Here is a 19,784-nt window from a genome sequence, read left to right as displayed (position 1 = left end):
GCGGCGCCTGACGGGCGCGACGTTCAGGAAGTTGAAGAAGCCCCGGTCCTCCCGGGGCTTCTTGTATCTGCATGATCGGAAACGACATTGGAGTCCTTCTTGCATCCCTTGGGGCTTGCCCCCATAACGGGGGGCAGGATGGCAACAGCCGTCACCCCCACATCCCGGAGTCTTCATGTCCCGCAACAGATCCGACGCCCTGGAGCTGCCCGTCCTGCCTTTGCGGGATGTCGTCGTGTTCCCGCACATGGTCATCTCGCTGTTCGTCGGCCGCGACAAGTCCATGCGCGCCCTGGAACGGGCGATGGAATCCGACAAGCAGATCCTCCTGGTGGCCCAGAAGTCGGCCGAAACCGACGATCCGGATGCCGGTGACCTGTATGCGGTCGGTACCCTGGCCCAGGTGCTGCAGTTGCTGAAGCTGCCCGACGGCACGATCAAGGTGCTCGTGGAGGGTACGTCCCGGGTGCATGTGGATCAGATCGTCGAGCGTGACGGTGCCCTGCATGGCCGCGGTGAACTGATCGAAGCCGGCAGCGGTCGCAGCGAGCGCGAGGTCGAGGCGGTGGCGCGCACCCTGACCAGCCTGTTCGAGCAGTACGTCAAGACCAACCGCAAGCTGCCGCCGGAATTGATGCAGACCCTGTCGGGCATCGACGAGCCCGGGCGGTTGGCCGACACCATCTCCGCCCATATCGGCGTGCGCCTGGCCGACAAGCAGCGGCTGCTGGAAAGTGCCGACGTCGGCGAGCGGCTGGAGTTGCTGGTCGGCCTCGTCGAGGGCGAGATCGACGTGCAGCAGATGGAGAAGCGCATCCGCGGGCGGGTCAAGTCGCAGATGGAGCGCAGCCAGCGCGAGTACTACCTCAACGAACAGATGAAGGCGATCCAGAAGGAACTGGGCGACCTGGACGACTCCCCGGGCGAGATGGAGGAGCTGGTGCGCCGCATCGCCGAGGCCGGCATGCCGAAGGCTGTCGAAACGAAGGCACGAGCGGAGCTCAACAAGCTCAAGCAGATGTCGCCGATGTCCGCCGAAGCCGCGGTGGTGCGCAATTACCTGGACTGGTTGCTGGGCGTGCCGTGGAAGAAGCGCAGCAAGGTGCGCAAGGACCTCGCTGCCGCGCAGGACACGCTGGACGCGGACCACTACGGGCTGGAGAAGGTCAAGGACCGCATCCTCGAGTACCTGGCGGTGCAGACGCGGGTGAAGCAGATGAAGGGCCCGATCCTGTGCCTGGTGGGCCCGCCTGGCGTGGGCAAGACATCGCTGGGACAGTCGATCGCCAAGGCCACCAACCGCAAGTTCGTGCGCATGAGCCTGGGTGGCGTGCGCGACGAGGCCGAGATCCGCGGCCACCGTCGCACCTACGTCGGTTCGATGCCGGGCCGGATCGTGCAGAACCTCAACAAGGTCGGCACGAAGAACCCGCTGTTCGTGCTGGACGAGATCGACAAGATGTCGATGGACTTCCGCGGTGACCCCTCGTCGGCGCTGCTGGAGGTGCTCGATCCCGAGCAGAACCACTCGTTCAACGACCACTACCTGGAGGTCGACCTGGACCTCTCGGAAGTGATGTTCGTGGCGACGTCCAATTCGCTGAACATCCCGGGCCCGCTGCTGGACCGCATGGAAGTGATCCGCATCCCCGGCTATACCGAGGACGAGAAGCTCAGCATCGCCCTGCGCTACCTGGTGCCCAAGCAGCTCAAGGCGAACGGCCTGAAGCCCGAGGAGCTGTCGATCGCCGAGGATGCGGTGCGCGACATCGTGCGCTACTACACGCGCGAATCCGGCGTACGCAACCTGGAGCGCGAGATTTCCAAGATCTGCCGCAAGGTGGTCAAGGAGATCGCGCTCAAGGGTCCGCAGCCGGCGAAGAAGGCCGCGGGCAAAAAGACTCCGGCACGCAAGCCGAAGGCGCCGCTGGTGCAGGTGTCCTCGAAGAACCTGGACAGGTATCTGGGCGTGCGCCGCTTCGACTACGGTCGGGCCGAGGAGCAGAACGAAATCGGCCTGGTCACCGGGCTGGCATGGACCGAGGTGGGTGGCGACCTGCTGCAGATCGAAGCCACGCTGGTGCCGGGCAAGGGCCAGCTGATCCTGACCGGCCAATTGGGCGACGTGATGAAGGAGTCCGCTTCGGCGGCGCTGTCGGTGGTTCGTTCGCGTGCCGAACGGCTCGGGATCGAAGTCGACTTCCTGCAGAAGCAGGACGTGCACCTGCACGTGCCGGACGGGGCCACGCCCAAGGACGGTCCCAGCGCAGGCATCGCCATGGTCACCACGCTGGTCTCCACGCTGACCAAGGTTCCGGTGCGCGCGGACCTCGCCATGACCGGCGAGATCACCCTGCGCGGCAAGGTCACCGCGATCGGCGGGTTGAAGGAGAAGTTGCTCGCTGCGCTGCGCGGCGGCATCCGCACCGTGGTGATCCCGGAAGAGAATCGCAAGGACCTGGCCGACATCCCGGCCAACGTCACCGAGGGTCTGAAGATCGTACCCGTGCGCTGGATCGACGAGGTGCTCGACCTGGCCCTGGAGCGTCCGCTGCGACCCGAGGCCGGCAAGACCGGCGGTCGCAGTGGCAAATCCGGTGGACGCCGCCAGCGGGCCGCGGAGGACCGGACGGGCGTCAAGCACTGATCAACCGCGTGCTGGAATCGCGGCAGTGCGGAAGGCAAAAACCCGCGCCGTTGCTGCATTTCCGGCTTGCGGCAGGGGGGCGGCGCCCTGTATAACGGGCGCACCTGCCGACGGTCCAGACCGTGCGGTGGCACCGGACCTACGGGTTCGCCCTGCATGGCGCGGATCCGGTCACTCATCTCGCGGCAAGGCCGCACAGGGAGCAAAGAAGAATGAACAAAACCGATCTGGTCGACGCCGTCTCCAACGATGCCGAGCTCACCAAGGCGGAAGCCGCACGCGCGGTCGACGCGGTGATCAACAGCGTGACCAAGGCGCTGAAGAAGGGCGACGCGGTGACGCTGGTGGGCTTCGGTACGTTCCAGGTGCGCAAGCGCGCCGCCCGTACCGGTCGCAACCCGAAGACTGGCGAGACCATCAAGATCAAGGCGTCGAAGAATCCGGCGTTCAAGGCTGGCAAAGCCCTGAAGGATGCAGTAAACTGATCGTCTCGCTCGGGTGCTTAGCTCAGCGGTAGAGCGTCTCCTTTACACGGAGAGGGTCGGGGGTTCGAAACCCTCAGCACCCACCAAGTCACCCGACACCAGCATGTACTTCGGTGCTGGCGAGTTTCAAAAGCGGAGTGGTAGTTCAGTCGGTTAGAATGCTGGCCTGTCACGCCGGAGGTCGCGGGTTCGAGTCCCGTCCACTCCGCCACTATCCGAAAGGGCCCCTGGGAAACCAGGGGCCCTTTCTCTTTGTGCATCCGCTCCAGGGCCGACCAGGGCCGGGCCCATGCCCAGGCCGCCAGACTGGGTCCGTTCCACACGGCGCCAGGGCCGGTCCCGACGGGTTAAACTGCGCCGCTTACTTTTCCCGCTTAATCACCAGGCAGGCAACAATGCTGCAGAAGCTCCGCGACCGGACATCGGGCTGGGTCGCCACAATCATCATCGCGCTGCTGATGGTCCCGTTCCTGTTCGTCATCGACCAGCGCTACATGGGCGGCATGGGTGCCAACAACGTGGCCCAGGTCAAGGCGCCGCCGACGTGGTGGGAAGGCGCCCCGAAATGGTGGCCGGCGTCGACGCTGTGGGAGCACCGCGAAGTCGGCGTGGACGAATTCCGCCAGCGTTTCGAGCAGGAGCGCATGCGCGTCCGCCAGGAGCAGGGCGAGGCGTTCGACCCTCGCGCTTTCGAGACGGTGGAGAACAAGCGCAAGGTGCTGGACCAACTGGTCGACGAGAAGGCGCTGCAACTCGCCGCCGAGCGTGCCGGGGTCGTGGTCGGCGATGCCGCGGTCAGGGACTACATCGCATCGATCCCGGCTTTCCAGGTCGAAGGCAAGTTCGACGCGAACCGCTACCAGCTGGCGCTCGCATCGCAGGTGCCGGCGCAGACGCCGACGCAGTTCGAACTGCTCGTGCGCGATTCGCTGCAGCAGTCGTTGATCCCCGTGGGCCTGGGTACGTCGGCGTTCGTGACCGATGCCGAGTTCGACCGCATCCTGCGCCTGTCCGGCGAGAAGCGCGACGTCGAGCTCGCGTTGCTGCCGGAGGTGCCCGAAGACACCGCCGCGGTGGACGAAGCGCAAATCCAGGCGTGGTACGACGCGCACCCGGCTGATTTCGTCCGTCCCGAATCGGTGACGATCGAATACGTCGAGGTGGATGGAAACAGCTTGCCGCCGGCCGTTCCCGCCGACGAGGCGACGTTGCGCAAGCGCTACGAGGACGAGAAAGCGCGCTTCGTCGAGCCCGAGCAGCGCCTGGCATCGCACATCCTGATCCGGGTCGAACCGGATGCCGACGCGGCTGCACTGAAGGCGGCCGAAGAGAAGGCACAGCGCCTGACGGCCGAAGCCAAGGCGCCGGGCGCCGACTTCGCCGCGCTGGCCAAGGCCAGTTCGGAGGATCCGGGTTCGCGCGACAGTGGCGGCGACCTGGGCTGGGTCGAGCGCGGCGCGATGGTTGCGCCGTTCGAGGAGGCCCTGTTCTCGATGCAGTCCGGCGAAGTCCGCGGTCCGGTCAAGACCGACTTCGGCTTCCATGTGCTGCAGCTGCGCGAACTCAAGCAGGGTGCACAGGTGTCGTTCGAGGAGGCGCGCGAGGAACTGGCGCGCGAACAGGCACAGGTGGATCGCGAGCGGGCCTTCAGCGACTTGACCGGCCGGTTGACCGACCTGGTCTACCAGAACCCGTCATCGCTGGCTCCCGCGGCCGAGCAGGTGGGCCTGCAGGTGCAGAAGCTGGGTCCGTTCACCCGCGAGGACACGATCGGTATCGGCGCTTCGCCCGAGGTCAAGAAGGCGGCCTTCTCCGAAGCGTTGATCGAGGACGGCACGGCCAGCGATCCGATCCAGCTGGGCCCGGAGCACAGCGTCGTGATCCGCGTGATCGAGCACGCTCCCGAACAGCCGCGACCGCTGGCCGAGGTCAAGGACCAGGTAGTTGCGGCGATCCGCGTCGATCGACGGCAGGCTGCCGCCGGCGCCGCCGCCGATGCGCTGGCCAAGCGCGTGCAGGCAGGCGAGACCATGGCCGACGTGGCCGCCTCGGTGGGTGCGCAGGTGATGCCGCTGCCGGGCCTGCCGCGTGGCGTGCCGGCACCGTCGCCTGAGGCCAACCGCGAGATCTTCGCGGTCGCTCCGCCGGCCGAGGGCAAGGTCGCTGCGGGTCATTTCGAAATGCCCGATGGACGCTTAGCGCTGTTCGCAGTGACCGGCGTGCATCCGGGCGATGTGGCGGAACTGCAGCCCGAGCAGCGCGAGCAGCTGCGCAAGCAGTTCGCACAGATCGACGGTGCGGCGGCCGCGGAAGCCTACGTCCGCCAGATCCGCAAGAGCTTCGACATCGTGATCGAGGAAAGCCAGCTGTAAGCATCCACGCGATGCATCAGTCGCAGGCAAGGCGCGGAAGAGTTTTCTTCCGCGCCTTGCTCGCTTATGGGATGGGAGGGCCGATGCGACTGTCGCTGGTGCGGCCGCATGCAAGCGATCCCGGCGCCCTGCTCGCACGATCCTGGGGAGGGCGGATGAGCGCCCCAGCGATCACTGCAGGCGCAGCACCATGCCCGGGCGCAGCACGCTGTTGGCTTTCAAGTCGTTGAGTTCCAGCAGGCGGCGCGTGGTCACGCCGTAGTGCCTGGCGATGCTCCAGGCCGAATCGCCCTTGCGGACGGTGTGCGTGGCCGAGCCGGCAGTGGCATCCGCCTCGTCAGTGCCGCTGCGCGCAGACGTGGCTGCAGCCACCGGCATGTCGCCCTGGACGCCAGTAGGCACCAGGGCCAGTGGCACGCCGCGGCTGGGCCAGTGGCCGGCCAGTGCTGGATTGAACCGGCGCAGCACCTTCGCATCCTGGTCGTTCTTTGCCGCCCAGGCATCGAGCGACTTCGCGTTCTCCAAGGGCACGGCACGCAGGCGCGGGACCGGCTGGTCGAGCCCGGCGCGCCACTGCGTGCGCTCGCCCGATTCTTCGAGCAGGCAGGCCAGCGCATGCAGCTTCTCGACGTAGGCATACGTCACCGGTGACAGGCCCTTGATGCTTTCAGGCGTGGCGCTGGAGATGTTGGCGCCGCTGCGTCGCAGCGCCTGCAGTACGCGGTACTCGCCGGCGTTGTAGGCCATCGCGACAAGCCGCCAGTTGCCGTCGAAGGTATCGTCCAGCGATTTCAGGTAGCTGACTGCCGCGCGGGTCGACTCGGCCGGCGAAAGCCGTCCGTCGTAGCCGGGCTCGACCCGCAGGCCATGGCCACGTGCGGTCGCCGCGATGAACTGCCACAGGCCCGCGGGACCGGCCTTGCTGCGGGCGCCGGGGGCGTAACCGCTCTCCACGAACGGGATCAGGGCGAACTCGGTCGGCAGACCGGCTGCGCGCAGCGACTCGACCACATGGGCGAACAGCAGCAGCGTGTCGGTACCCGGATCGCCGAGGCGCTGGGGCGCATGGGCGAAATGCTTGCGCCAACGGGCCTGGGAATTGCCGCATTGCGGCTCGGCCAGTCCGGTACGGAAGTCTTCGTAGATGGCCAGCCCGTTGCCGGGGGATGGGCCTGCCGCTTCCGCCGCTTGTACCCCATGGGCTGGCGGTTCGGTGGAGACGGCTAATGGAGCAGGTGACGGGGTGGGCGAGACAGGTGACGGGGTGCCCGCATCCGGCGACCGGACAGCGGGCGTAGTGCACGCGGTCAGCATGAGCGCGGCGAGCAGGCACGGCACGTGGGCGCGACGGGGTAGGGTCATGCGCGGAATCCATCCTTCCAGCTGCGCAGCGCGGCAAAGGTTTCCACCGGGGTGGCGGGCGCATGGCCGAGCCGGCGCGCGACGGTTTCGCGTACCGCCGGCACGTCGCAACGCAGGAACGGGTTGCAGGCGCGCTCGCTCTCGAGAGTGGTGGGTAACGTGGCCAAACCCGCCGCGCGGCGGCGCAGCACCTGGGCGCGACGCGCGGCCAGGTCGGGATTGCCGGGTTCGACCTCGCACGCGAACGCCGCATTGGCCTGGGTGTATTCGTGCCCGCAGCACACCTGCAGGTCGCCGGGCAGGGACGCAAGCCGCCGCAGCGAATCGTGCATCTGCGTGGGCGTACCCTCGAACATGCGGCCGCAGCCGAGGCTGAACAGCGTATCGCCGCAGAACAGATGGCCATCGGTCACGTATGCGACATGGCTGCGCGTATGCCCCGGCACGGCCATCACCTGCACGTCGCTGTCGAGTATGCGCAAGCGGGAGCCCTCGCCGACACGTTCGCACTCCACGGCTATCCGCTCGTCGTCCGGCGCGAACACCTGCAGCCCGGGCCAGCGCTCCAGCAGCGCGGGCACGCCGCCGCAGTGGTCCGGGTGGTGGTGGGTCAGCAGGATCGCGGCCGGTTCCAGGCCCTCGCGCGCGGCGGCCAGCACCGGCGCCGCATCGCCCGGATCCACCAGCAACGCACGCCGTGAGTCCCGCAGGACCCAGATGTAGTTGTCCTCGAATGCGGGCAGCATGCTCAGTCGCATAGAATCCGACGATGCCCGTCGCCGCGCCTAGCCGTCAACCCGGCGCCTCGATCCGCTTCAGCGGGAAGGAGGCGCAATGGCTGCTCGCCGAAGAGCGGCGCTGGCTTGCGACCCAGCTGGCTGCGCGACCGGCCCGCCCCTGGCTGTGGCTGGTTCCGCCGTCGGAATCGGCGCCGGACTGGGTCACGCCGCCACCGCGTGGCCTGCTGCTCCGGCCGGAAGGCGGCGCCTATGCCGGTACGGTGCGCTGCGGGCTGCCCCTGCCATTGCCCAGCGAGTGCCTGGGCGACGTGGTGTTGCAGCATCCCGGCGCGTGCAATGCAGGGCCGCTGATCGAGGAGTGCGCGCGCGTGCTGGTCGATGGCGGCCGCCTGTGGCTGTTCCTGGCCAATCCGTGGAGTCCCTACCGCCTGCGTTGCTTGCGCGACCTTCCGGCTTCCGCGGCAGGTCCATGGCAGAAGCGGCTGCGCGACGAGGGCTTGCAGGTCGACATGACGCGCTTCATCGGGCCATGCTGGCGGATGCTGCAGGACGATGCCGGCGACGGACCCGGCAGCGGCGTGTCGCCATTGCGCGCCTGTCGCGTGATCGTGGCCGAGAAGCGTGGACTGGCGCCGGTGGCGCCTGCGCCCCGGGGCTGGCGCCACGGTGCCGCACCCGCGGCATGAAGTAGAACCACAGGAAAACAATGAAGAAGATCGAAATCCACACCGACGGTGCCTGCCTGGGCAACCCCGGTCCCGGCGGCTGGGCCGCACTGCTGCGCTACAACGCCCACGAACGCGAGCTGGCCGGCGGCGAACCCGATACCACCAACAACCGCATGGAGCTGATGGCGGCGATCCGCGGCCTCGAGGCGCTCAGCGAACCATGCGAAGTGATGCTGCAGACCGACTCGCAGTACGTACGCCAGGGCATCACCGAGTGGATGGCCGGCTGGGTGCGGCGCGGCTGGAAGACTGCCGGCGGCGACCCGGTCAAGAACCGGGACCTGTGGGAGCGCCTGAACGCTGCCGCCAGCCGCCACCGGATCGACTGGCGCTGGGTCAAGGGCCACAACGGCGATCCGGACAACGAGCGCGTTGACGTGCTCGCGCGTACCGCCGCCGAGCAGGTGCGCGACGCCGGCGCGGTACACTGATCGCGCATGCGACAGATCATCCTCGATACCGAAACCACCGGACTAGAGTGGAAGAAGGGCAACCGCGTGGTCGAGATCGGCTGCGTCGAGCTGCTGGAACGGCGCCCGAGCGGCCGCAACTTCCACCGCTACCTGAAGCCCGATTGCGACTTCGAACCCGGTGCGCAGGAAGTCACCGGCCTGACCCTGGAGTTCCTCGCCGACAAGCCGGTGTTCGAGGATGTCGTCGAAGAGTTCCTCGCCTACATCGATGGCGCCGAACTGATCATCCACAACGCGGCCTTCGACCTGGGCTTCCTCGACAACGAACTGTCGCGGGCGGGTAGCCAGTACGGGCGGATGGCCGATCGCACCACGGTGGTCGACACGCTGCTGCTGGCGCGCCAGCGGTATCCGGGCCAGCGCAATTCGCTGGACGCGCTGTGCAAGCGGCTGGGCGTGGACAACTCGCACCGGCAACTGCACGGCGCGCTGCTCGACGCCCAGATCCTCGCCGACGTCTACGTCGCCCTGACCTCGGGCCAGGAGGAGATCGGCTTCGGCGACGCGCAGGCGCACGACGCGCGGCCGGCCGCGGCGGCCAGTTTCATCCCCGCGACTGGCGAGCGTCCGCGCATCGGCCTGCTGCCGGGCGAACTGGAGGCGCACCTGCGCCGACTGGAGACCCTGCGCAAGAAGGCGGGGCGGGCAGTGTGGGATGCGGTCGTGGAATCGCCGGCCGTCACGGACGGCGTGCCGGCCTGAGCCGCCGCCGCGTGCCGGGCGCTACTGGCAGCGCACCAGCACCGCGGTGACGTTGTCCGACCCACCACCGTCCAGGGCGGCGGCGACCAGCGTGTCGACGCATTCCTGGGCGCTGCATTCCTGCTCGCCCAGGGTGGTAGCGATATGACGGTCGTCCACTTCCTCGGTCAGGCCATCGCTGCACAGCAGCAGCTGCATGCCCGGCCGCAGTTCGCCGGCCATGGTCGACACGTTCAGGTGGTTGGGGTCGGTCACGCCCAGCGCCTGGGTGACCACGTTGCGATGCGGATGGGAGCGGGCCTGCTCGGGCGTGAGCGTGCCCTGCGCGATCAGGTCCTGCACGTAGCTGTGGTCCTGGCTGAGCTGGGCCAGCTTGCCGTCGCGCCACAGGTAGGCGCGGCTGTCGCCGACCCAGGCCACCTCGAAGCGCTGGCCCTGGACCCGGGCGGCGACCACGGTCGTGCCCATAGGCAGGGCGTCGTTGCGCCGGCGCGAGACCCGGATGATCTCCTCGTCGGCGATGCGGATGGCCTGGGTCAGCGGGGTGCCGCTGCGGATCTCGCGGACGATGGTCTCGCGGGCCAGGGCGCTGGCGACTTCGCCGCAGGCGTGTCCGCCCATGCCATCGGCGACCAGCCACAGTCCCAGCTCGCTGTCGCCGTAATAGGTGTCTTCGTTGAGCTGGCGGCGCAGGCCGACGTGGGTCAGGTGTCCGAATTCGATCATGTCTGCCGGCGGGCCGGGGTGCTCAAGAAATGCATACGCAATGATCCGGACGGACAGGACAACGGGCAAGGCAGGTTACGCGATGGCGTGCCGGCACGTCATTCGGACGGTGTCGCGGGGGTAGGGCCAGCTTGTCCCGGGCAGGCCGTATCCGTATCATGCACGGCCCCGGTCATGCCGGGGACCGCGGAGAGGTGGCAGAGCGGTTGAATGTACCTGACTCGAAATCAGGCAGGCGTTTATAGCGCCTCGAGGGTTCGAATCCCTCCCTCTCCGCCAGATTATTCAAGGGGTTGCGCTTCCGGCGTGACCCCTTTTGTTTTGGGGCCGTTACGCGGACCCCACGGATGGGGGCGGTAGACTGGCGTCGATCCCATAGACGCATCGACCCATGTCCGAAATCATCGTGCCCGTCTCGTTCGGCGAACTGCTCGACAAGATCTCGATCCTGCAGATCAAGGCCGAGCGGATGACCGATCCGGCCAAGCTGGCCAATGTCCACAAGGAGCTGTCCGCGCTGGAGCGAACCTGGATGCAGCATCCGGCGGCCGGCGGCGACATCACCCTGTTGCGGGCGCAGCTCAAGGCGGTCAACGAGCGCCTGTGGGACATCGAGGACGAGGTCCGGATCAAGGAGAAGGCCCAGGCCTTCGACGACGAATTCGTGCGCCTGGCGCGCAGCGTCTACTTCGAGAACGACGAGCGCGCGCGGGTGAAGAAGGACATCAACCTGGCGCTGGGCTCGGCCTACGTCGAGGAGAAGTCGTACCAGGACTACCGGAGCGGCGTCGCGCCCTGAGCGGCCCTTGCGGGCCGCGACCCGCGCCGGCTCAGCCGTGGTCGGCCCGGTAGCGCTCGAACGCCCCCATCGCGTCATCCACGGTGACCAGGTCCATCACCCCGTCGTGCTCGATCTTGGTGCCCCACTTCAGCGCCGACGCAGGCTTGCCCAGGTATTTGCGCGCGGCGTCGTCGTAGCGGTCCACGCAGTAGCGGCGGTCGGAGTAGGGGCCGCTGCGGGCCGGGTTGCTGGCCGCATGCAGGCCCAGCACCTTGGTGCCCATCGCATTGGCGATGTGCATCGGTCCGGAATCGGGGGTGACCAGCAGGCGGGCGCGCTCGAGCAGGGCCGGCAGCTGCTTGAGCGTGTCCTTGCCGACCAGGTCCAGGGCCGGGCCGCGCATCGCCGCCAAAATCGCATCGGCCGTGCTGCGCTCGAGTTCGCTGCGTCCCCCGCACAGCACCACCCGCCAGCCGCGCGAGACGGCGTGGTCGGCCAGTGCGGCATGGCGCTCGGGATACCAGTTGCGGCGCGCGTGGCTGGAGCAGGGCGAGATCATCAGCACCGGCGTGCCGTCCTCGGGCCATTGCGCCCGGGCCCACTCGCGCGCCGCATCCGGCACCGGCAGGTCCCAGGTGACTTCCGTCTGCTTCAGGCCCAGGGGTTCGCAGAAGCTGCCGATCGCATCGAGCACGTGGATGCCCGGCCGGTCGGGGATGCGCTCGTTGATGAAAAGCCCGTGCAGGTCCTTGGAGCGCGAGCGGTCGTAGCCGATCCGCCGCTTCGCGCGGACATGCGCCGACAGCAGGTTGGCGCGGAACGCCACCTGCATCTGCAGCAGCACGTCGAAGCCTTCCGGCGGCAGCGCGGCGCGCAGGGCGCGCATGCCGGCCAGGCCGGTGCGCTTGTCATAGACATGGAAGACCACGCCCTCGAGCCCGTCGAGCAGGCGCTTGCCGGCAGGGTCGATGATCCAGTGCAGCGGCGGCGTCCTGTCCGGCGAGCCGGGCCAGGCGCGCTGGAGGGTGCGCACCAGCGGTACGACATGGGTCACGTCGCCGAGGGCGGACAGGCGCAGCAGGCAGAGTGATGGGCGCATTCGCTTGCAGTGTGTTGTTAGACTCGTGCGGATGGTCGCATTCGACGCCAGCGAAGCCTTGACGCCGTACCGTGCCGAGCGCGGATACGGGGCCATTCTCTTCGACCGTCATCGGCTGCGGCAAGCCGGCGCCGAGCTGTTCTCGCCGGCGGCCTGGGGCGAGCGAGCGCGGCCGGTGACCTCCGGTGGCCGCGGTGGCGCCTGGTTCGTCGATGCGCCGTTCGGCCCCAGCGTGCTGCGCCAGTACCTGCGCGGCGGGCTGGCCGCGCGCTTCAGCCGCGACGGCTACCTGTGGCGCGGCGCGGCGCACACGCGCAGCTTCGCCGAGTTCCGGCTGATGCGCGAACTGCTGATGCGCGGCCTGCCCGTGCCACGCCCGCTGGCGGCCAGCTACGTGCGCGACGGCGGCTTCCAGTACCGCGCCGCGATCCTGCTGGAACGGCTGATGGACGTGCGCTCGCTGGCCGACCGCGCGCTGGTCGCCGGCAACGGCGCGCCGTGGGAAGAAGCCGGCCGGCTGATCGCGCGCTTCCACCGCGAAGGCCTGGACCATGCCGACCTCAACGCCCACAACCTGCTGTTCGACGGCAACGGCCGCGGCTGGATGATCGATTTCGACCGCGGCCGCCTGCGCATCCCCGCCACCCACTGGCGCGAGGAGAACCTGCGGCGGCTGCTGCGTTCCCTGCTCAAGCTGCGCGGCGAGCGTGCCTCCGACGAGGTCGAGGCCGATTACGCCCGCCTGCGCCGCGCCTACGACCTGGCCTGGAAGCGGGGCTGCTGATGGCCGCCTGGGCGCTGCAGCTGCATGGGGTCGGCAACGCATCGGCGGTGGAGCTGGGTTCGGCGATGGCCAGCATCGAGCGCGACGGGCGGCCCTGGCTGACCATCGATTGCGGTGCCGAGGGCCTGACCGCGTTCGAGGCCCTGTACGGCCGCCCGCCCGACGCAGTGTTCATCACCCACGTGCACCTGGACCACGTCGCCGGTCTGGAACGGCTGTTCGTGTCCAGCTATTTCGATCCGCAGCGCCGTGGCCGCATCCGCCTGTACGTGCCCGCGCCGGTGGTGCCCTTGCTGCAGCGGCGCGTGGGCGACTACCCGAACGTGCTGGCCGAGGGCGGCGCCAATTTCTGGGACGCGTTCCAGCTGGTCCCGGTCAGCGATGCGTTCTGGCACGACGGCCTGCGCCTGGAAGTGTTCCCGGTCCGCCACCACTGGCCCGACACCGCGTTCGGCCTGCGCCTGCGCGGCAGCGTCGTGTGGAGTGGCGATACCCGGCCCATTCCCGAAATGCTGGCGCGCCACGCCGATGCCGGCGAGCTCATCGCCCACGACTGCGCGCTGCACGGCAATCCATCCCACACCGGGCTGGACGACCTGGAACGCGAGTATTCCGATGCGCTGCGCAAGCGCATGCTGCTCTACCACTACGCCGGGCACGCCGATGCGGCCACGATGGTCGCGCGCGGCTACCGCGTGGCGCGACCGGGCGAGTCGTGGCCGCTGGCCGAGCCCACCGCGATGCTGGCGCTGCCATGAACCTGGCCCGGCCGCTGCAGGCATTGCCGCACGACCAGCTCGGACGGCCGCTGCGCGACCTGCGCCTGTCGGTCATCGATGCCTGCAATTTCCGCTGCGGCTACTGCATGCCCGCCGACCGCATCCCGGACGACCACGGCCTGGATTCCGCCGGGCGCCTGTCGTTCGACCAGATCGAAGCGCTGGTACGGGGCTTTGCCGCGGTGGGCGTGCACAAACTGCGCCTGACCGGCGGCGAGCCTTTGCTGCGCAAGCGGCTGCCCGAGCTGGTCGCGCGGCTGGCGCGCATTCCCGGCATCGACGACCTGGCCTTGACCACGAATGGTTCGTTGCTGGCCGCGCAGGCACGCGCGCTGCGCGAGGCCGGGCTGCACCGGATCACCGTCAGCCTCGATGCGATCGACCCGGCGGTGTTCCGCGCCATGTCGGGCGGACGCGGCGAGATCGCCGCGGTGCTGGACGGCATCGCCGCCGCCGAGGCCGCCGGTTTCACCGCGTTGAAGATCAACTGCGTGGTCCAGCGTGGCGCCAACGAGGACCAGGTGCTGCCGCTGCTCGAACACTTCCGCGGCAGCGGGCACGTGGTCCGCTTCATCGAATACATGGACGTGGGCACCTGCAACGGCTGGAGCAGCGAAGAGGTGGTGTCCTCGGCGCAGCTGCGCGACCGCATCGCCGCGCGCTGGCCGCTGCGCGCGCTGCAATCGCGCTATCGCGGCGAAGTCGCCGAGCGGTATGCCTTCGAGGACGGCGCCGGCGAACTGGGCTTCGTCAGTTCGGTCAGCGCGCCGTTCTGCGGCGACTGCCATCGCGCCCGCGTTTCGGCCGACGGCCGCATCTACACCTGCCTGTTCGCCGGCGACGGGCATGATCTCAAGCCGGCGCTGGAGCAGGGCGAAGCGGCGCTTGCGGCGCACGTGGCCGCTTTGTGGAGCCGGCGCGAGGATCGCTACAGCGAGATCCGCGGCAATCCGCTTGCCCCGCGCAAGCACATCGAGATGTACCTGATCGGAGGTTGAGTGGCTACCCGCACGTCCCCCAAGCCGGCACCGCCGCACCTGACCCACCTGGATGCCCAAGGACGCCCGGCGATGGTCGATGTCTCGGCCAAGGCGGTCTCCGCGCGCAGTGCCATTGCCGAATGCCGCGTGCGCTTCCCGGCCGAAGTCGCCGCGCAGCTGCGAGCCAATGGCCTGCGCGGGTCCAAGGGCGGCATCGTCGAGACCGCGGTGATCGCCGGCACCCTGGCGGCCAAGCGCACCCATGAACTGATCCCGTTCTGCCATGCGCTGCCGCTGGAGGGCCTGCGTATTTCCATCGACTGGCACGGCGAGCGCGAGCTGCGGATCGAGTGCAGCGCACGCACCACTGCGCGCACCGGCGTGGAGATGGAAGCGCTGACCGGCGCGACCGTGGCGGCGCTGACCGTGTACGACATGAGCAAGGCGCTGTCGCACGCCATCGTGCTGGGTCCGGCGAAGCTGCTCGGCAAGCGCGGCGGCAAGCGCGATTTCGGGGCGCAGGCATGATGGCGAAGGTGCGACTGCTGTACTTCGCCAGCCTGCGCGAAGCGACGGGGCAGGACGTGGAAGTCGTGGACAGCGCCGCGCCCGACTTGGCCACGCTGTATGCGGAGGCCGCAGCCCGGCACGCACTGGCCTGGCCGCGCGAGCGCCTGCGCGTGGCGGTCGATGGCGCGTTCGCGCAGTGGGACGACGCGCTTCGCGATGGCAGCGAAGTCGCGTTCATCCCGCCGGTTTCGGGAGGCTGACATGACTGCTCACGCTGCTGGAACGATTGTCGCCCGCTTTGAACTGGCCGACGCACGTTTCGAAGTCGAGCCCTTGCGCGCGCAGCTGCTGCGCGACGCGGCCGGCGCCTATGCGAGTTTCGAAGGCTGGGTCCGCGACCATAACGATGGCCGCCCCGTGCTGGGCCTGCGCTACGAGGCCTATGCCGCGCTCGCCTCGGCCGAGGGGCGGCGCATCGTCGAGGAAGCCGTTGCGCGCTTCGCCATCACCGGCGTGCATTGCGTGCACCGCACCGGCGACCTGGCGATCGGCGACCTGGCGGTATGGGTAGGCGTGAGCGCCGCGCACCGTGGCGCGGCCTTCGACGCGTGCAGGTTCGTGATCGATGAAGTGAAATCGCGGGTCGCGATCTGGAAGCACGAACGCTACGCCGACGGCGACCTTCAGTGGCTGCATCCGGAGCCGGCTGCCGCGGGTAGCACTGACGAACCGCGTGGAGAAGGCGCGCGATGAATCGCATCTCAAGAAGCGGGTTGGCCGCAGGGCTGCTGGTTGTGCTGTTCGCGGCTCCCGCCGCAGGCGCGGCCGAACTGCTGGTCGGCAACAAGTCCGCCGATACGCTCTGGCGCCTGTCCCTGGAGGATGGACGCAAGCTCGGCGAATCGCCGACCGCACCCGGCCCGCACGAGATCGCAGTCAGTCCCGACGGCCGCCTGGCGGTGGTCAGCGAGTACGGCCGCCAGGCGTCCGGCAACACCCTGGGCGTGTACGACACCACCGACGGCCACCTGCTGCGGCGGATCGACCTGGGCACGCATTCGCGGCCGCACGGCATGCGCTTCGACGCCGATGGCCAGCACCTTCTGGTCACCACCGAAGGCAGCGACGCACTGGTCGTGGTCGACATCGCCGGCAAGGTCGATCGCGCGATCGACCTGGGGCCGGGCAAGGGCCACATGGTCGCGCTGTCGCGGGACGGCAAGGTCGCCTACGTCAGCAAGGTCGGCGCCGGCACCGTGGTGCGCGTGGACCTGGCCGATGGCGCCACGCTGGAGAAGCCCGCGGGTGCCGGTGCCGAAGGCATCGGCGTGGCGCCCGATGGCAGCGTCTGGGTCAGCAACCGCGAGGACGGCTCGGTGACCGTGCACGATCCGGCGACATTGGACGTCCACGATACGCTCGACAGCGACGGTTTCCCGATCCGGGTCGGCTTCACCCCCAGCGGCCGCCATGCGCTGGTGACCAACGCGCGTGCCGCGACGCTGGCGGTGTTCGATACCGTCTCGCGCAAGCCCGTCGCCGTGGTCGCTCTGGCCAAACCAGGCACCGAGTACCGCGAAACAATGCTCGGCCGCGCCGCGTTGCCGATCGGCGTGATCTCCGATCCCTCGGGCAAACGCGTCTACGTCGCGATCAGCGGCGGCAACGAGATCGCCGTGGTCGACACCGCAAGCTGGAGCGTGGTCGAACGCTGGCCGACCGGCGACGAGCCCGATGCGCTGGGGATCGTCACGGATCCGGCGGCACCGGCGCGCGGAAAGGCGAAGTAGGGCGCGCCTGCCTGCAAGCGGGCGAAGGCGTTCGCCGCGTGATCTGGCACGGGTCCGCCATCAGCGGCGATTTCACCCGCTCAATGCAGACGACTGACCCACGCTGATCGGCAGCATGAGCCACGCTCAAGGCTGGCTTGTGGAATCTCCGCTACGCACCGTGATCGCGGCCGGCTAAGGTCGCGGCGATCCCCAGGAGATCCTTCATGCCCGTGCGCCCGCTGTTGCCCGTGCTCTGCCTGTTGCCGGCCGTGGCTTGCGCCACGGGGCCATCGCAGGATCTCGATGTCCCGCCGCCCGCACGCTGGACGCCGCCGGCGCTGTCGACCGACCAGTACGAATCCTCGCCGGTGTTCTCGCCCGACGGCCGCGAGTTGTTCTTCTTCCGCGCCCCACCAGCCTTCGACCGTTACCGTCTCCTGCACTCGCGCTGCGAGGGGGCGCAATGGGGCGCGCCGCGCGCCCCGGCGTTCGCCGGTCCGGCACAAGCCCTGGAAACGGATCCGGCCTACAGCCCCGACGGCGCGTGGCTGTATTACGCCAGCGACCGCACCCACCCGGGCGACCTGGACATCTGGCGGGTGCCGCGCCTTGGCGACGGCAGCTGGGGCGAGCCGGAGCGGCTCCCGGCACCGGTGAACTCGGCGCAGGCCGAACTCCTGCCGCGGCCGCTGGCCGATGGGCGCGTGCTGCTCGGCTCCCATCGCGCGGGTGGCATGGGAGGGCGCGATGTCTACCTGGCCACGCCACGCGACGGCGGTGGTTGGGACGTCGCGACATTGCCTGCGCCGGTCAACACGCCGCAGGACGAGTACGAGGCCGACCTGTCCGCCGATGGCCGCGTGCTGGTCGTGGTCGCCAATCGCGGCACGCGTTCGCACCTGTACGTGTACGACCGCGAGGGCGAGGGTGAAGCCTGGCATGAGCGCGGCCGCGTGCCGGCCTACGCCGATGTGTTCCAGGTCGGACCGTTGCTGTCGCCGGACGGAAGGCGGCTGCTGTTCGCGCAGGCCGATGGCGCGGCGTCGGGCGAATTCTTCCTCGTGGACCTGGCGCCGGGTGCCGATCCGCGATGGCCGCCGGTCTGCGGCGAATAGCCTGGGAAGATGGCGCCTTCCGCTGATCTCCGCGCCCAGCGCGTGGTGCTACCCGTGCGAGATCGCTTGGGCCAGCGCCGCAGCCATGCGGCATCGGGAAACTGCCGCACTTTTCCGCGGCCCAAAAAGGTGGCGGCCCCGCCGGCTGACCTCGGCGCCCGCATCGACCGATACCGTTGCTGCCTTCCGGCCCTGGCGGGATTTTCGATCTAGCGTCGCGAGGGGCCGACGGGGCCACCATAGGACTGGAGCGCGCGGGGCGATCCATGGTTCCGGCGGGCGGGGCAGGCCACCTGGGGCGGCCGCCGCGCGAGCGGGGACGCGAATTCTAGCCGATCCCGGCGATGCGCCGCCATGCCGGCGGCCCGTGTGCGCGGTCCGGCCGTTCAGCGGCAAGGGGCGCGGCGGCGGATCCCGCCGCACGCCCCGCCGCATGCCTCCGCTGCCCGGCTCAGGCCGGCACGCGTTCCTTGCCCGGCGCGCCGTTGCCGCGCTTCACGAACGGCACGTCCACGGTCAGGTAGGTGCCAGCGCGCCACACCCATTCCAGCGGCCCGTAATAGAAGCGCCGGAACCACAGGTGCGCGAACAGCATCTGCACGGCGAACGCGGCCAGCCCCAGCAGCAAAGCCTGCACCTGGGTCATCGACGCATGCAGGCCCAGGCCGTAGCCGTAGAACACCGGCACGAACAGCAGCGACTGCGCGATGTACAGGGTCAGGGTCATCCGCCCGGCCGGGGCGAGCACGCCCAGCGCCCGGTGCGCGCCGCCGTAGTACAGCGCGACGAAGCCCAGCATCAGCACCGCCATCACCGCCAGGTCGAACAGGCTGCCCAGCAGCGCGCCGGTGAGCGCGCGCGGCATGGGCATCGCCTCGCTCGCTGGCACCCAAGCGGCGAGCGGCTCGCGCGCGAAGTACAGCGCCACCGCCACGCCCAGCGCGATCAGCAGGCCGATCACGCGTGCGCGGACGAACTCCTGCGGCCGGCTGAAGAAGCCGATCCGTCCCAGCAGCATGCCGACCAGCGACAGGCCCAGGATCTGGCTCAGGCGCCCGGATTCGTACATGAAGAGCCACTTGAACGCCCAGCCTTCGGCGACGTTCATGCGCAGCGTGTCGACGAAGCCGCCATCCAGGTAGACCTGCGGGATCGTCGCGCTCCAGAAGCGCAGCGGCTGGTTGGCCCAGTCGGCACCCGCGAGGCCGGCGACGATCCGCACCAGCATCAGCGGCTGCAGCAGGAACAGCACCGCCACCGCCAGCAGCACGCGGTTCGAGCGCACCCGGTAGAACGGCAGCAGGAACAGGCCCATCACCGCCAGCACTTCGAGCACGTCGCCGCGGTACCACAGCCCGTGCAGCAGGCCCATCGCCGCCAGCAGCACCAGCCGCCAGACGAAGCGCGCGGTGAAGTCCACGCCGCGCTTTGCGGCGCGGTCCATGATGATGAAGAAGCTCACCCCGAAGCACAGCGCCAGCAGGGCGAAGGCCTTGCCGGCGAACACCAGCCAGACCGCGTCGTGCACGGCCAGCTGGAAAGGATCGGTGGCTGGATGCGCCCAGTACAGTTCGAACAGCTCGGGCATGTGCACGATGAACAGCCCGAACAGGGCGAAGCCGCGCAGGGCGTCGAGCCCTTCCATGCGCGGGGTGTAGGTGGTGTCTTGCATGGGGTTCCCCGTCCAGGCGCGAACACGCCACCCGCCGCGCAGGCAGGCACGTCCACG

At 69.1% G+C, this 19,784-nt stretch carries 20 protein-coding genes, 3 tRNA genes and 1 other RNA gene; 18 read left to right on the top strand and 6 right to left on the bottom strand.

Going from position 1 to position 19,784, the window contains the following annotated elements; translation table 11 throughout:
* The first annotated feature begins 175 nt into the window (after positions 1-175).
* The 5 genes from lon to MNQ95_RS01255 all read left to right on the top strand — a co-directional run bounded on the left by lon (position 176) and on the right by MNQ95_RS01255 (position 5,504).
* A complete protein-coding gene (gene lon / locus MNQ95_RS01275; protein ID WP_241953576.1) occupies positions 176-2,647 on the top strand; it encodes an endopeptidase La in 2,472 nt (823 codons plus the stop codon).
* A gap of 212 nt (positions 2,648-2,859) precedes the next feature.
* On the top strand, positions 2,860-3,132 hold the full coding sequence (locus MNQ95_RS01270; protein WP_162411509.1) for an HU family DNA-binding protein: 273 nt from the start codon (positions 2,860-2,862) through the stop codon (positions 3,130-3,132).
* Between the two features lie 11 nt (positions 3,133-3,143).
* Positions 3,144-3,218 (top strand) — tRNA-Val (locus tag MNQ95_RS01265).
* A 48-nt stretch (positions 3,219-3,266) separates the two neighbouring features.
* A tRNA-Asp gene (locus MNQ95_RS01260) sits at positions 3,267-3,343 on the top strand.
* A 184-nt stretch (positions 3,344-3,527) separates the two neighbouring features.
* Positions 3,528-5,504 carry a peptidyl-prolyl cis-trans isomerase gene (locus MNQ95_RS01255; RefSeq protein ID WP_162411510.1) on the top strand — a complete coding sequence of 659 codons (1,977 nt, stop codon included), beginning with the start codon at positions 3,528-3,530 and terminating at the stop codon, positions 5,502-5,504.
* 171 nt (positions 5,505-5,675) lie between these two features.
* Here the strand turns inward: MNQ95_RS01255 and MNQ95_RS01250 are convergent, their stop codons facing one another.
* Both MNQ95_RS01250 and gloB read right to left on the bottom strand, forming a co-directional pair.
* Complete coding sequence (locus MNQ95_RS01250; protein ID WP_241953575.1) at positions 5,676-6,866, bottom strand: lytic transglycosylase domain-containing protein; 1,191 nt, start codon at positions 6,864-6,866, stop codon at positions 5,676-5,678.
* The gene (gloB, locus tag MNQ95_RS01245) at positions 6,863-7,624 is read right to left on the bottom strand and encodes a hydroxyacylglutathione hydrolase (protein WP_241953574.1); all 762 of its coding nucleotides are present in this window, start codon (positions 7,622-7,624) and stop codon (positions 6,863-6,865) included. The genes MNQ95_RS01250 and gloB overlap by 4 nt, the downstream gene beginning before the upstream one ends.
* An 11-nt stretch (positions 7,625-7,635) precedes the next feature.
* Here gloB and MNQ95_RS01240 point away from each other — a divergent pair, with 11 nt between their 5' ends.
* From MNQ95_RS01240 to dnaQ, 3 genes are read left to right on the top strand one after another with little or no spacing between them, the layout of a single operon-like run.
* A complete protein-coding gene (locus MNQ95_RS01240) occupies positions 7,636-8,292 on the top strand; it encodes a hypothetical protein (protein ID WP_241953573.1) in 657 nt (218 codons plus the stop codon).
* A 20-nt stretch (positions 8,293-8,312) separates the two neighbouring features.
* Complete coding sequence (rnhA, locus tag MNQ95_RS01235; protein ID WP_162411514.1) at positions 8,313-8,765, top strand: ribonuclease HI; 453 nt, start codon at positions 8,313-8,315, stop codon at positions 8,763-8,765.
* A gap of 6 nt (positions 8,766-8,771) precedes the next feature.
* Positions 8,772-9,509: a DNA polymerase III subunit epsilon gene (gene dnaQ, locus MNQ95_RS01230; RefSeq protein WP_241953572.1), complete on the top strand. Its 738-nt coding sequence runs from the start codon at positions 8,772-8,774 to the stop codon at positions 9,507-9,509.
* A gap of 21 nt (positions 9,510-9,530) precedes the next feature.
* Here the strand turns inward: dnaQ and MNQ95_RS01225 are convergent, their stop codons facing one another.
* On the bottom strand, positions 9,531-10,235 hold the full coding sequence (locus tag MNQ95_RS01225; RefSeq protein WP_162411516.1) for a PP2C family protein-serine/threonine phosphatase: 705 nt from the start codon (positions 10,233-10,235) through the stop codon (positions 9,531-9,533).
* A 188-nt stretch (positions 10,236-10,423) separates the two neighbouring features.
* Between MNQ95_RS01225 and MNQ95_RS01220 the strand changes: the two genes are divergently transcribed.
* Positions 10,424-10,514 (top strand) — tRNA-Ser (locus tag MNQ95_RS01220).
* A 112-nt stretch (positions 10,515-10,626) separates the two neighbouring features.
* Entirely contained in the window at positions 10,627-11,034 is a 408-nt protein-coding gene (locus tag MNQ95_RS01215; protein ID WP_241953571.1) for a DUF6165 family protein, read from the top strand.
* A 31-nt stretch (positions 11,035-11,065) separates the two neighbouring features.
* On the opposite strand, the gene MNQ95_RS01210 is transcribed toward MNQ95_RS01215, so the two are convergent.
* Positions 11,066-12,115, bottom strand: coding sequence for a glycosyltransferase family 9 protein (locus MNQ95_RS01210; RefSeq protein WP_241953570.1), 1,050 nt, complete (start codon positions 12,113-12,115; stop codon positions 11,066-11,068).
* Between the two features lie 31 nt (positions 12,116-12,146).
* Here MNQ95_RS01210 and MNQ95_RS01205 point away from each other — a divergent pair, with 31 nt between their 5' ends.
* The 8 genes from MNQ95_RS01205 to MNQ95_RS01170 all read left to right on the top strand — a co-directional run bounded on the left by MNQ95_RS01205 (position 12,147) and on the right by MNQ95_RS01170 (position 18,055).
* Positions 12,147-12,899 carry a 3-deoxy-D-manno-octulosonic acid kinase gene (locus tag MNQ95_RS01205; protein WP_162411519.1) on the top strand — a complete coding sequence of 251 codons (753 nt, stop codon included), beginning with the start codon at positions 12,147-12,149 and terminating at the stop codon, positions 12,897-12,899.
* Entirely contained in the window at positions 12,899-13,657 is a 759-nt protein-coding gene (locus MNQ95_RS01200) for an MBL fold metallo-hydrolase (RefSeq protein ID WP_241953569.1), read from the top strand. The genes MNQ95_RS01205 and MNQ95_RS01200 overlap by 1 nt, the downstream gene beginning before the upstream one ends.
* Entirely contained in the window at positions 13,654-14,676 is a 1,023-nt protein-coding gene (gene moaA, locus MNQ95_RS01195) for a GTP 3',8-cyclase MoaA (RefSeq protein WP_162411521.1), read from the top strand. Before MNQ95_RS01200 ends, moaA begins: the two co-directional genes overlap by 4 nt.
* 72 nt (positions 14,677-14,748) lie before the next feature.
* Complete coding sequence (gene moaC / locus MNQ95_RS01190) at positions 14,749-15,186, top strand: cyclic pyranopterin monophosphate synthase MoaC (protein ID WP_241954327.1); 438 nt, start codon at positions 14,749-14,751, stop codon at positions 15,184-15,186.
* On the top strand, positions 15,183-15,428 hold the full coding sequence (locus tag MNQ95_RS01185; RefSeq protein WP_202922912.1) for a MoaD/ThiS family protein: 246 nt from the start codon (positions 15,183-15,185) through the stop codon (positions 15,426-15,428). Before moaC ends, MNQ95_RS01185 begins: the two co-directional genes overlap by 4 nt.
* Before the next feature lies 1 nt (position 15,429).
* Positions 15,430-15,921, top strand: a complete 492-nt coding sequence (locus tag MNQ95_RS01180) for a molybdenum cofactor biosynthesis protein MoaE (RefSeq protein ID WP_162411524.1) — start codon at positions 15,430-15,432, stop codon at positions 15,919-15,921.
* Positions 15,918-16,958: a Vgb family protein gene (locus MNQ95_RS01175; protein WP_162411525.1), complete on the top strand. Its 1,041-nt coding sequence runs from the start codon at positions 15,918-15,920 to the stop codon at positions 16,956-16,958. Before MNQ95_RS01180 ends, MNQ95_RS01175 begins: the two co-directional genes overlap by 4 nt.
* Positions 16,959-17,164: 206 nt before the next feature.
* A complete protein-coding gene (locus MNQ95_RS01170; protein WP_241953568.1) occupies positions 17,165-18,055 on the top strand; it encodes a TolB family protein in 891 nt (296 codons plus the stop codon).
* Between the two features lie 135 nt (positions 18,056-18,190).
* On the opposite strand, the gene ffs is transcribed toward MNQ95_RS01170, so the two are convergent.
* An RNA gene (gene ffs, locus MNQ95_RS01165) (signal recognition particle sRNA small type) lies at positions 18,191-18,287 on the bottom strand.
* A gap of 219 nt (positions 18,288-18,506) precedes the next feature.
* Complete coding sequence (locus tag MNQ95_RS01160; protein ID WP_241953567.1) at positions 18,507-19,727, bottom strand: DUF418 domain-containing protein; 1,221 nt, start codon at positions 19,725-19,727, stop codon at positions 18,507-18,509.
* Between the last annotated feature and the right edge of the window lie 57 nt (positions 19,728-19,784).

Origin of the sequence: Pseudoxanthomonas daejeonensis, assembly GCF_022637495.1 — a bacterium.
Lineage (GTDB): Bacteria > Pseudomonadota > Gammaproteobacteria > Xanthomonadales > Xanthomonadaceae > Pseudoxanthomonas > Pseudoxanthomonas daejeonensis.
This window is presented reverse-complemented; position numbering and strand designations above follow the sequence as displayed.

What these genes read in the sequence shown, in the direction of transcription:
- lon (WP_241953576.1), top strand. Translation starts at nt 176, where the DNA reads ATGTCCCGCAACAGATCCGACGCCCTGGAGCTGCCCGTCCTGCCTTTG.
- MNQ95_RS01270 (WP_162411509.1), top strand. Translation starts at nt 2,860, where the DNA reads ATGAACAAAACCGATCTGGTCGACGCCGTCTCCAACGATGCCGAGCTC.
- MNQ95_RS01255 (WP_162411510.1), top strand. Translation starts at nt 3,528, where the DNA reads ATGCTGCAGAAGCTCCGCGACCGGACATCGGGCTGGGTCGCCACAATC.
- MNQ95_RS01250 (WP_241953575.1), bottom strand. Translation starts at nt 6,866, where the DNA reads ATGACCCTACCCCGTCGCGCCCACGTGCCGTGCCTGCTCGCCGCGCTC.
- gloB (WP_241953574.1), bottom strand. Translation starts at nt 7,624, where the DNA reads ATGCGACTGAGCATGCTGCCCGCATTCGAGGACAACTACATCTGGGTC.
- MNQ95_RS01240 (WP_241953573.1), top strand. Translation starts at nt 7,636, where the DNA reads ATGCCCGTCGCCGCGCCTAGCCGTCAACCCGGCGCCTCGATCCGCTTC.
- rnhA (WP_162411514.1), top strand. Translation starts at nt 8,313, where the DNA reads ATGAAGAAGATCGAAATCCACACCGACGGTGCCTGCCTGGGCAACCCC.
- dnaQ (WP_241953572.1), top strand. Translation starts at nt 8,772, where the DNA reads ATGCGACAGATCATCCTCGATACCGAAACCACCGGACTAGAGTGGAAG.
- MNQ95_RS01225 (WP_162411516.1), bottom strand. Translation starts at nt 10,235, where the DNA reads ATGATCGAATTCGGACACCTGACCCACGTCGGCCTGCGCCGCCAGCTC.
- MNQ95_RS01215 (WP_241953571.1), top strand. Translation starts at nt 10,627, where the DNA reads ATGTCCGAAATCATCGTGCCCGTCTCGTTCGGCGAACTGCTCGACAAG.
- MNQ95_RS01210 (WP_241953570.1), bottom strand. Translation starts at nt 12,115, where the DNA reads ATGCGCCCATCACTCTGCCTGCTGCGCCTGTCCGCCCTCGGCGACGTG.
- MNQ95_RS01205 (WP_162411519.1), top strand. Translation starts at nt 12,147, where the DNA reads ATGGTCGCATTCGACGCCAGCGAAGCCTTGACGCCGTACCGTGCCGAG.
- MNQ95_RS01200 (WP_241953569.1), top strand. Translation starts at nt 12,899, where the DNA reads ATGGCCGCCTGGGCGCTGCAGCTGCATGGGGTCGGCAACGCATCGGCG.
- moaA (WP_162411521.1), top strand. Translation starts at nt 13,654, where the DNA reads ATGAACCTGGCCCGGCCGCTGCAGGCATTGCCGCACGACCAGCTCGGA.
- moaC (WP_241954327.1), top strand. Translation starts at nt 14,749, where the DNA reads ATGGTCGATGTCTCGGCCAAGGCGGTCTCCGCGCGCAGTGCCATTGCC.
- MNQ95_RS01185 (WP_202922912.1), top strand. Translation starts at nt 15,183, where the DNA reads ATGATGGCGAAGGTGCGACTGCTGTACTTCGCCAGCCTGCGCGAAGCG.
- MNQ95_RS01180 (WP_162411524.1), top strand. Translation starts at nt 15,430, where the DNA reads ATGACTGCTCACGCTGCTGGAACGATTGTCGCCCGCTTTGAACTGGCC.
- MNQ95_RS01175 (WP_162411525.1), top strand. Translation starts at nt 15,918, where the DNA reads ATGAATCGCATCTCAAGAAGCGGGTTGGCCGCAGGGCTGCTGGTTGTG.
- MNQ95_RS01170 (WP_241953568.1), top strand. Translation starts at nt 17,165, where the DNA reads ATGCCCGTGCGCCCGCTGTTGCCCGTGCTCTGCCTGTTGCCGGCCGTG.
- MNQ95_RS01160 (WP_241953567.1), bottom strand. Translation starts at nt 19,727, where the DNA reads ATGCAAGACACCACCTACACCCCGCGCATGGAAGGGCTCGACGCCCTG.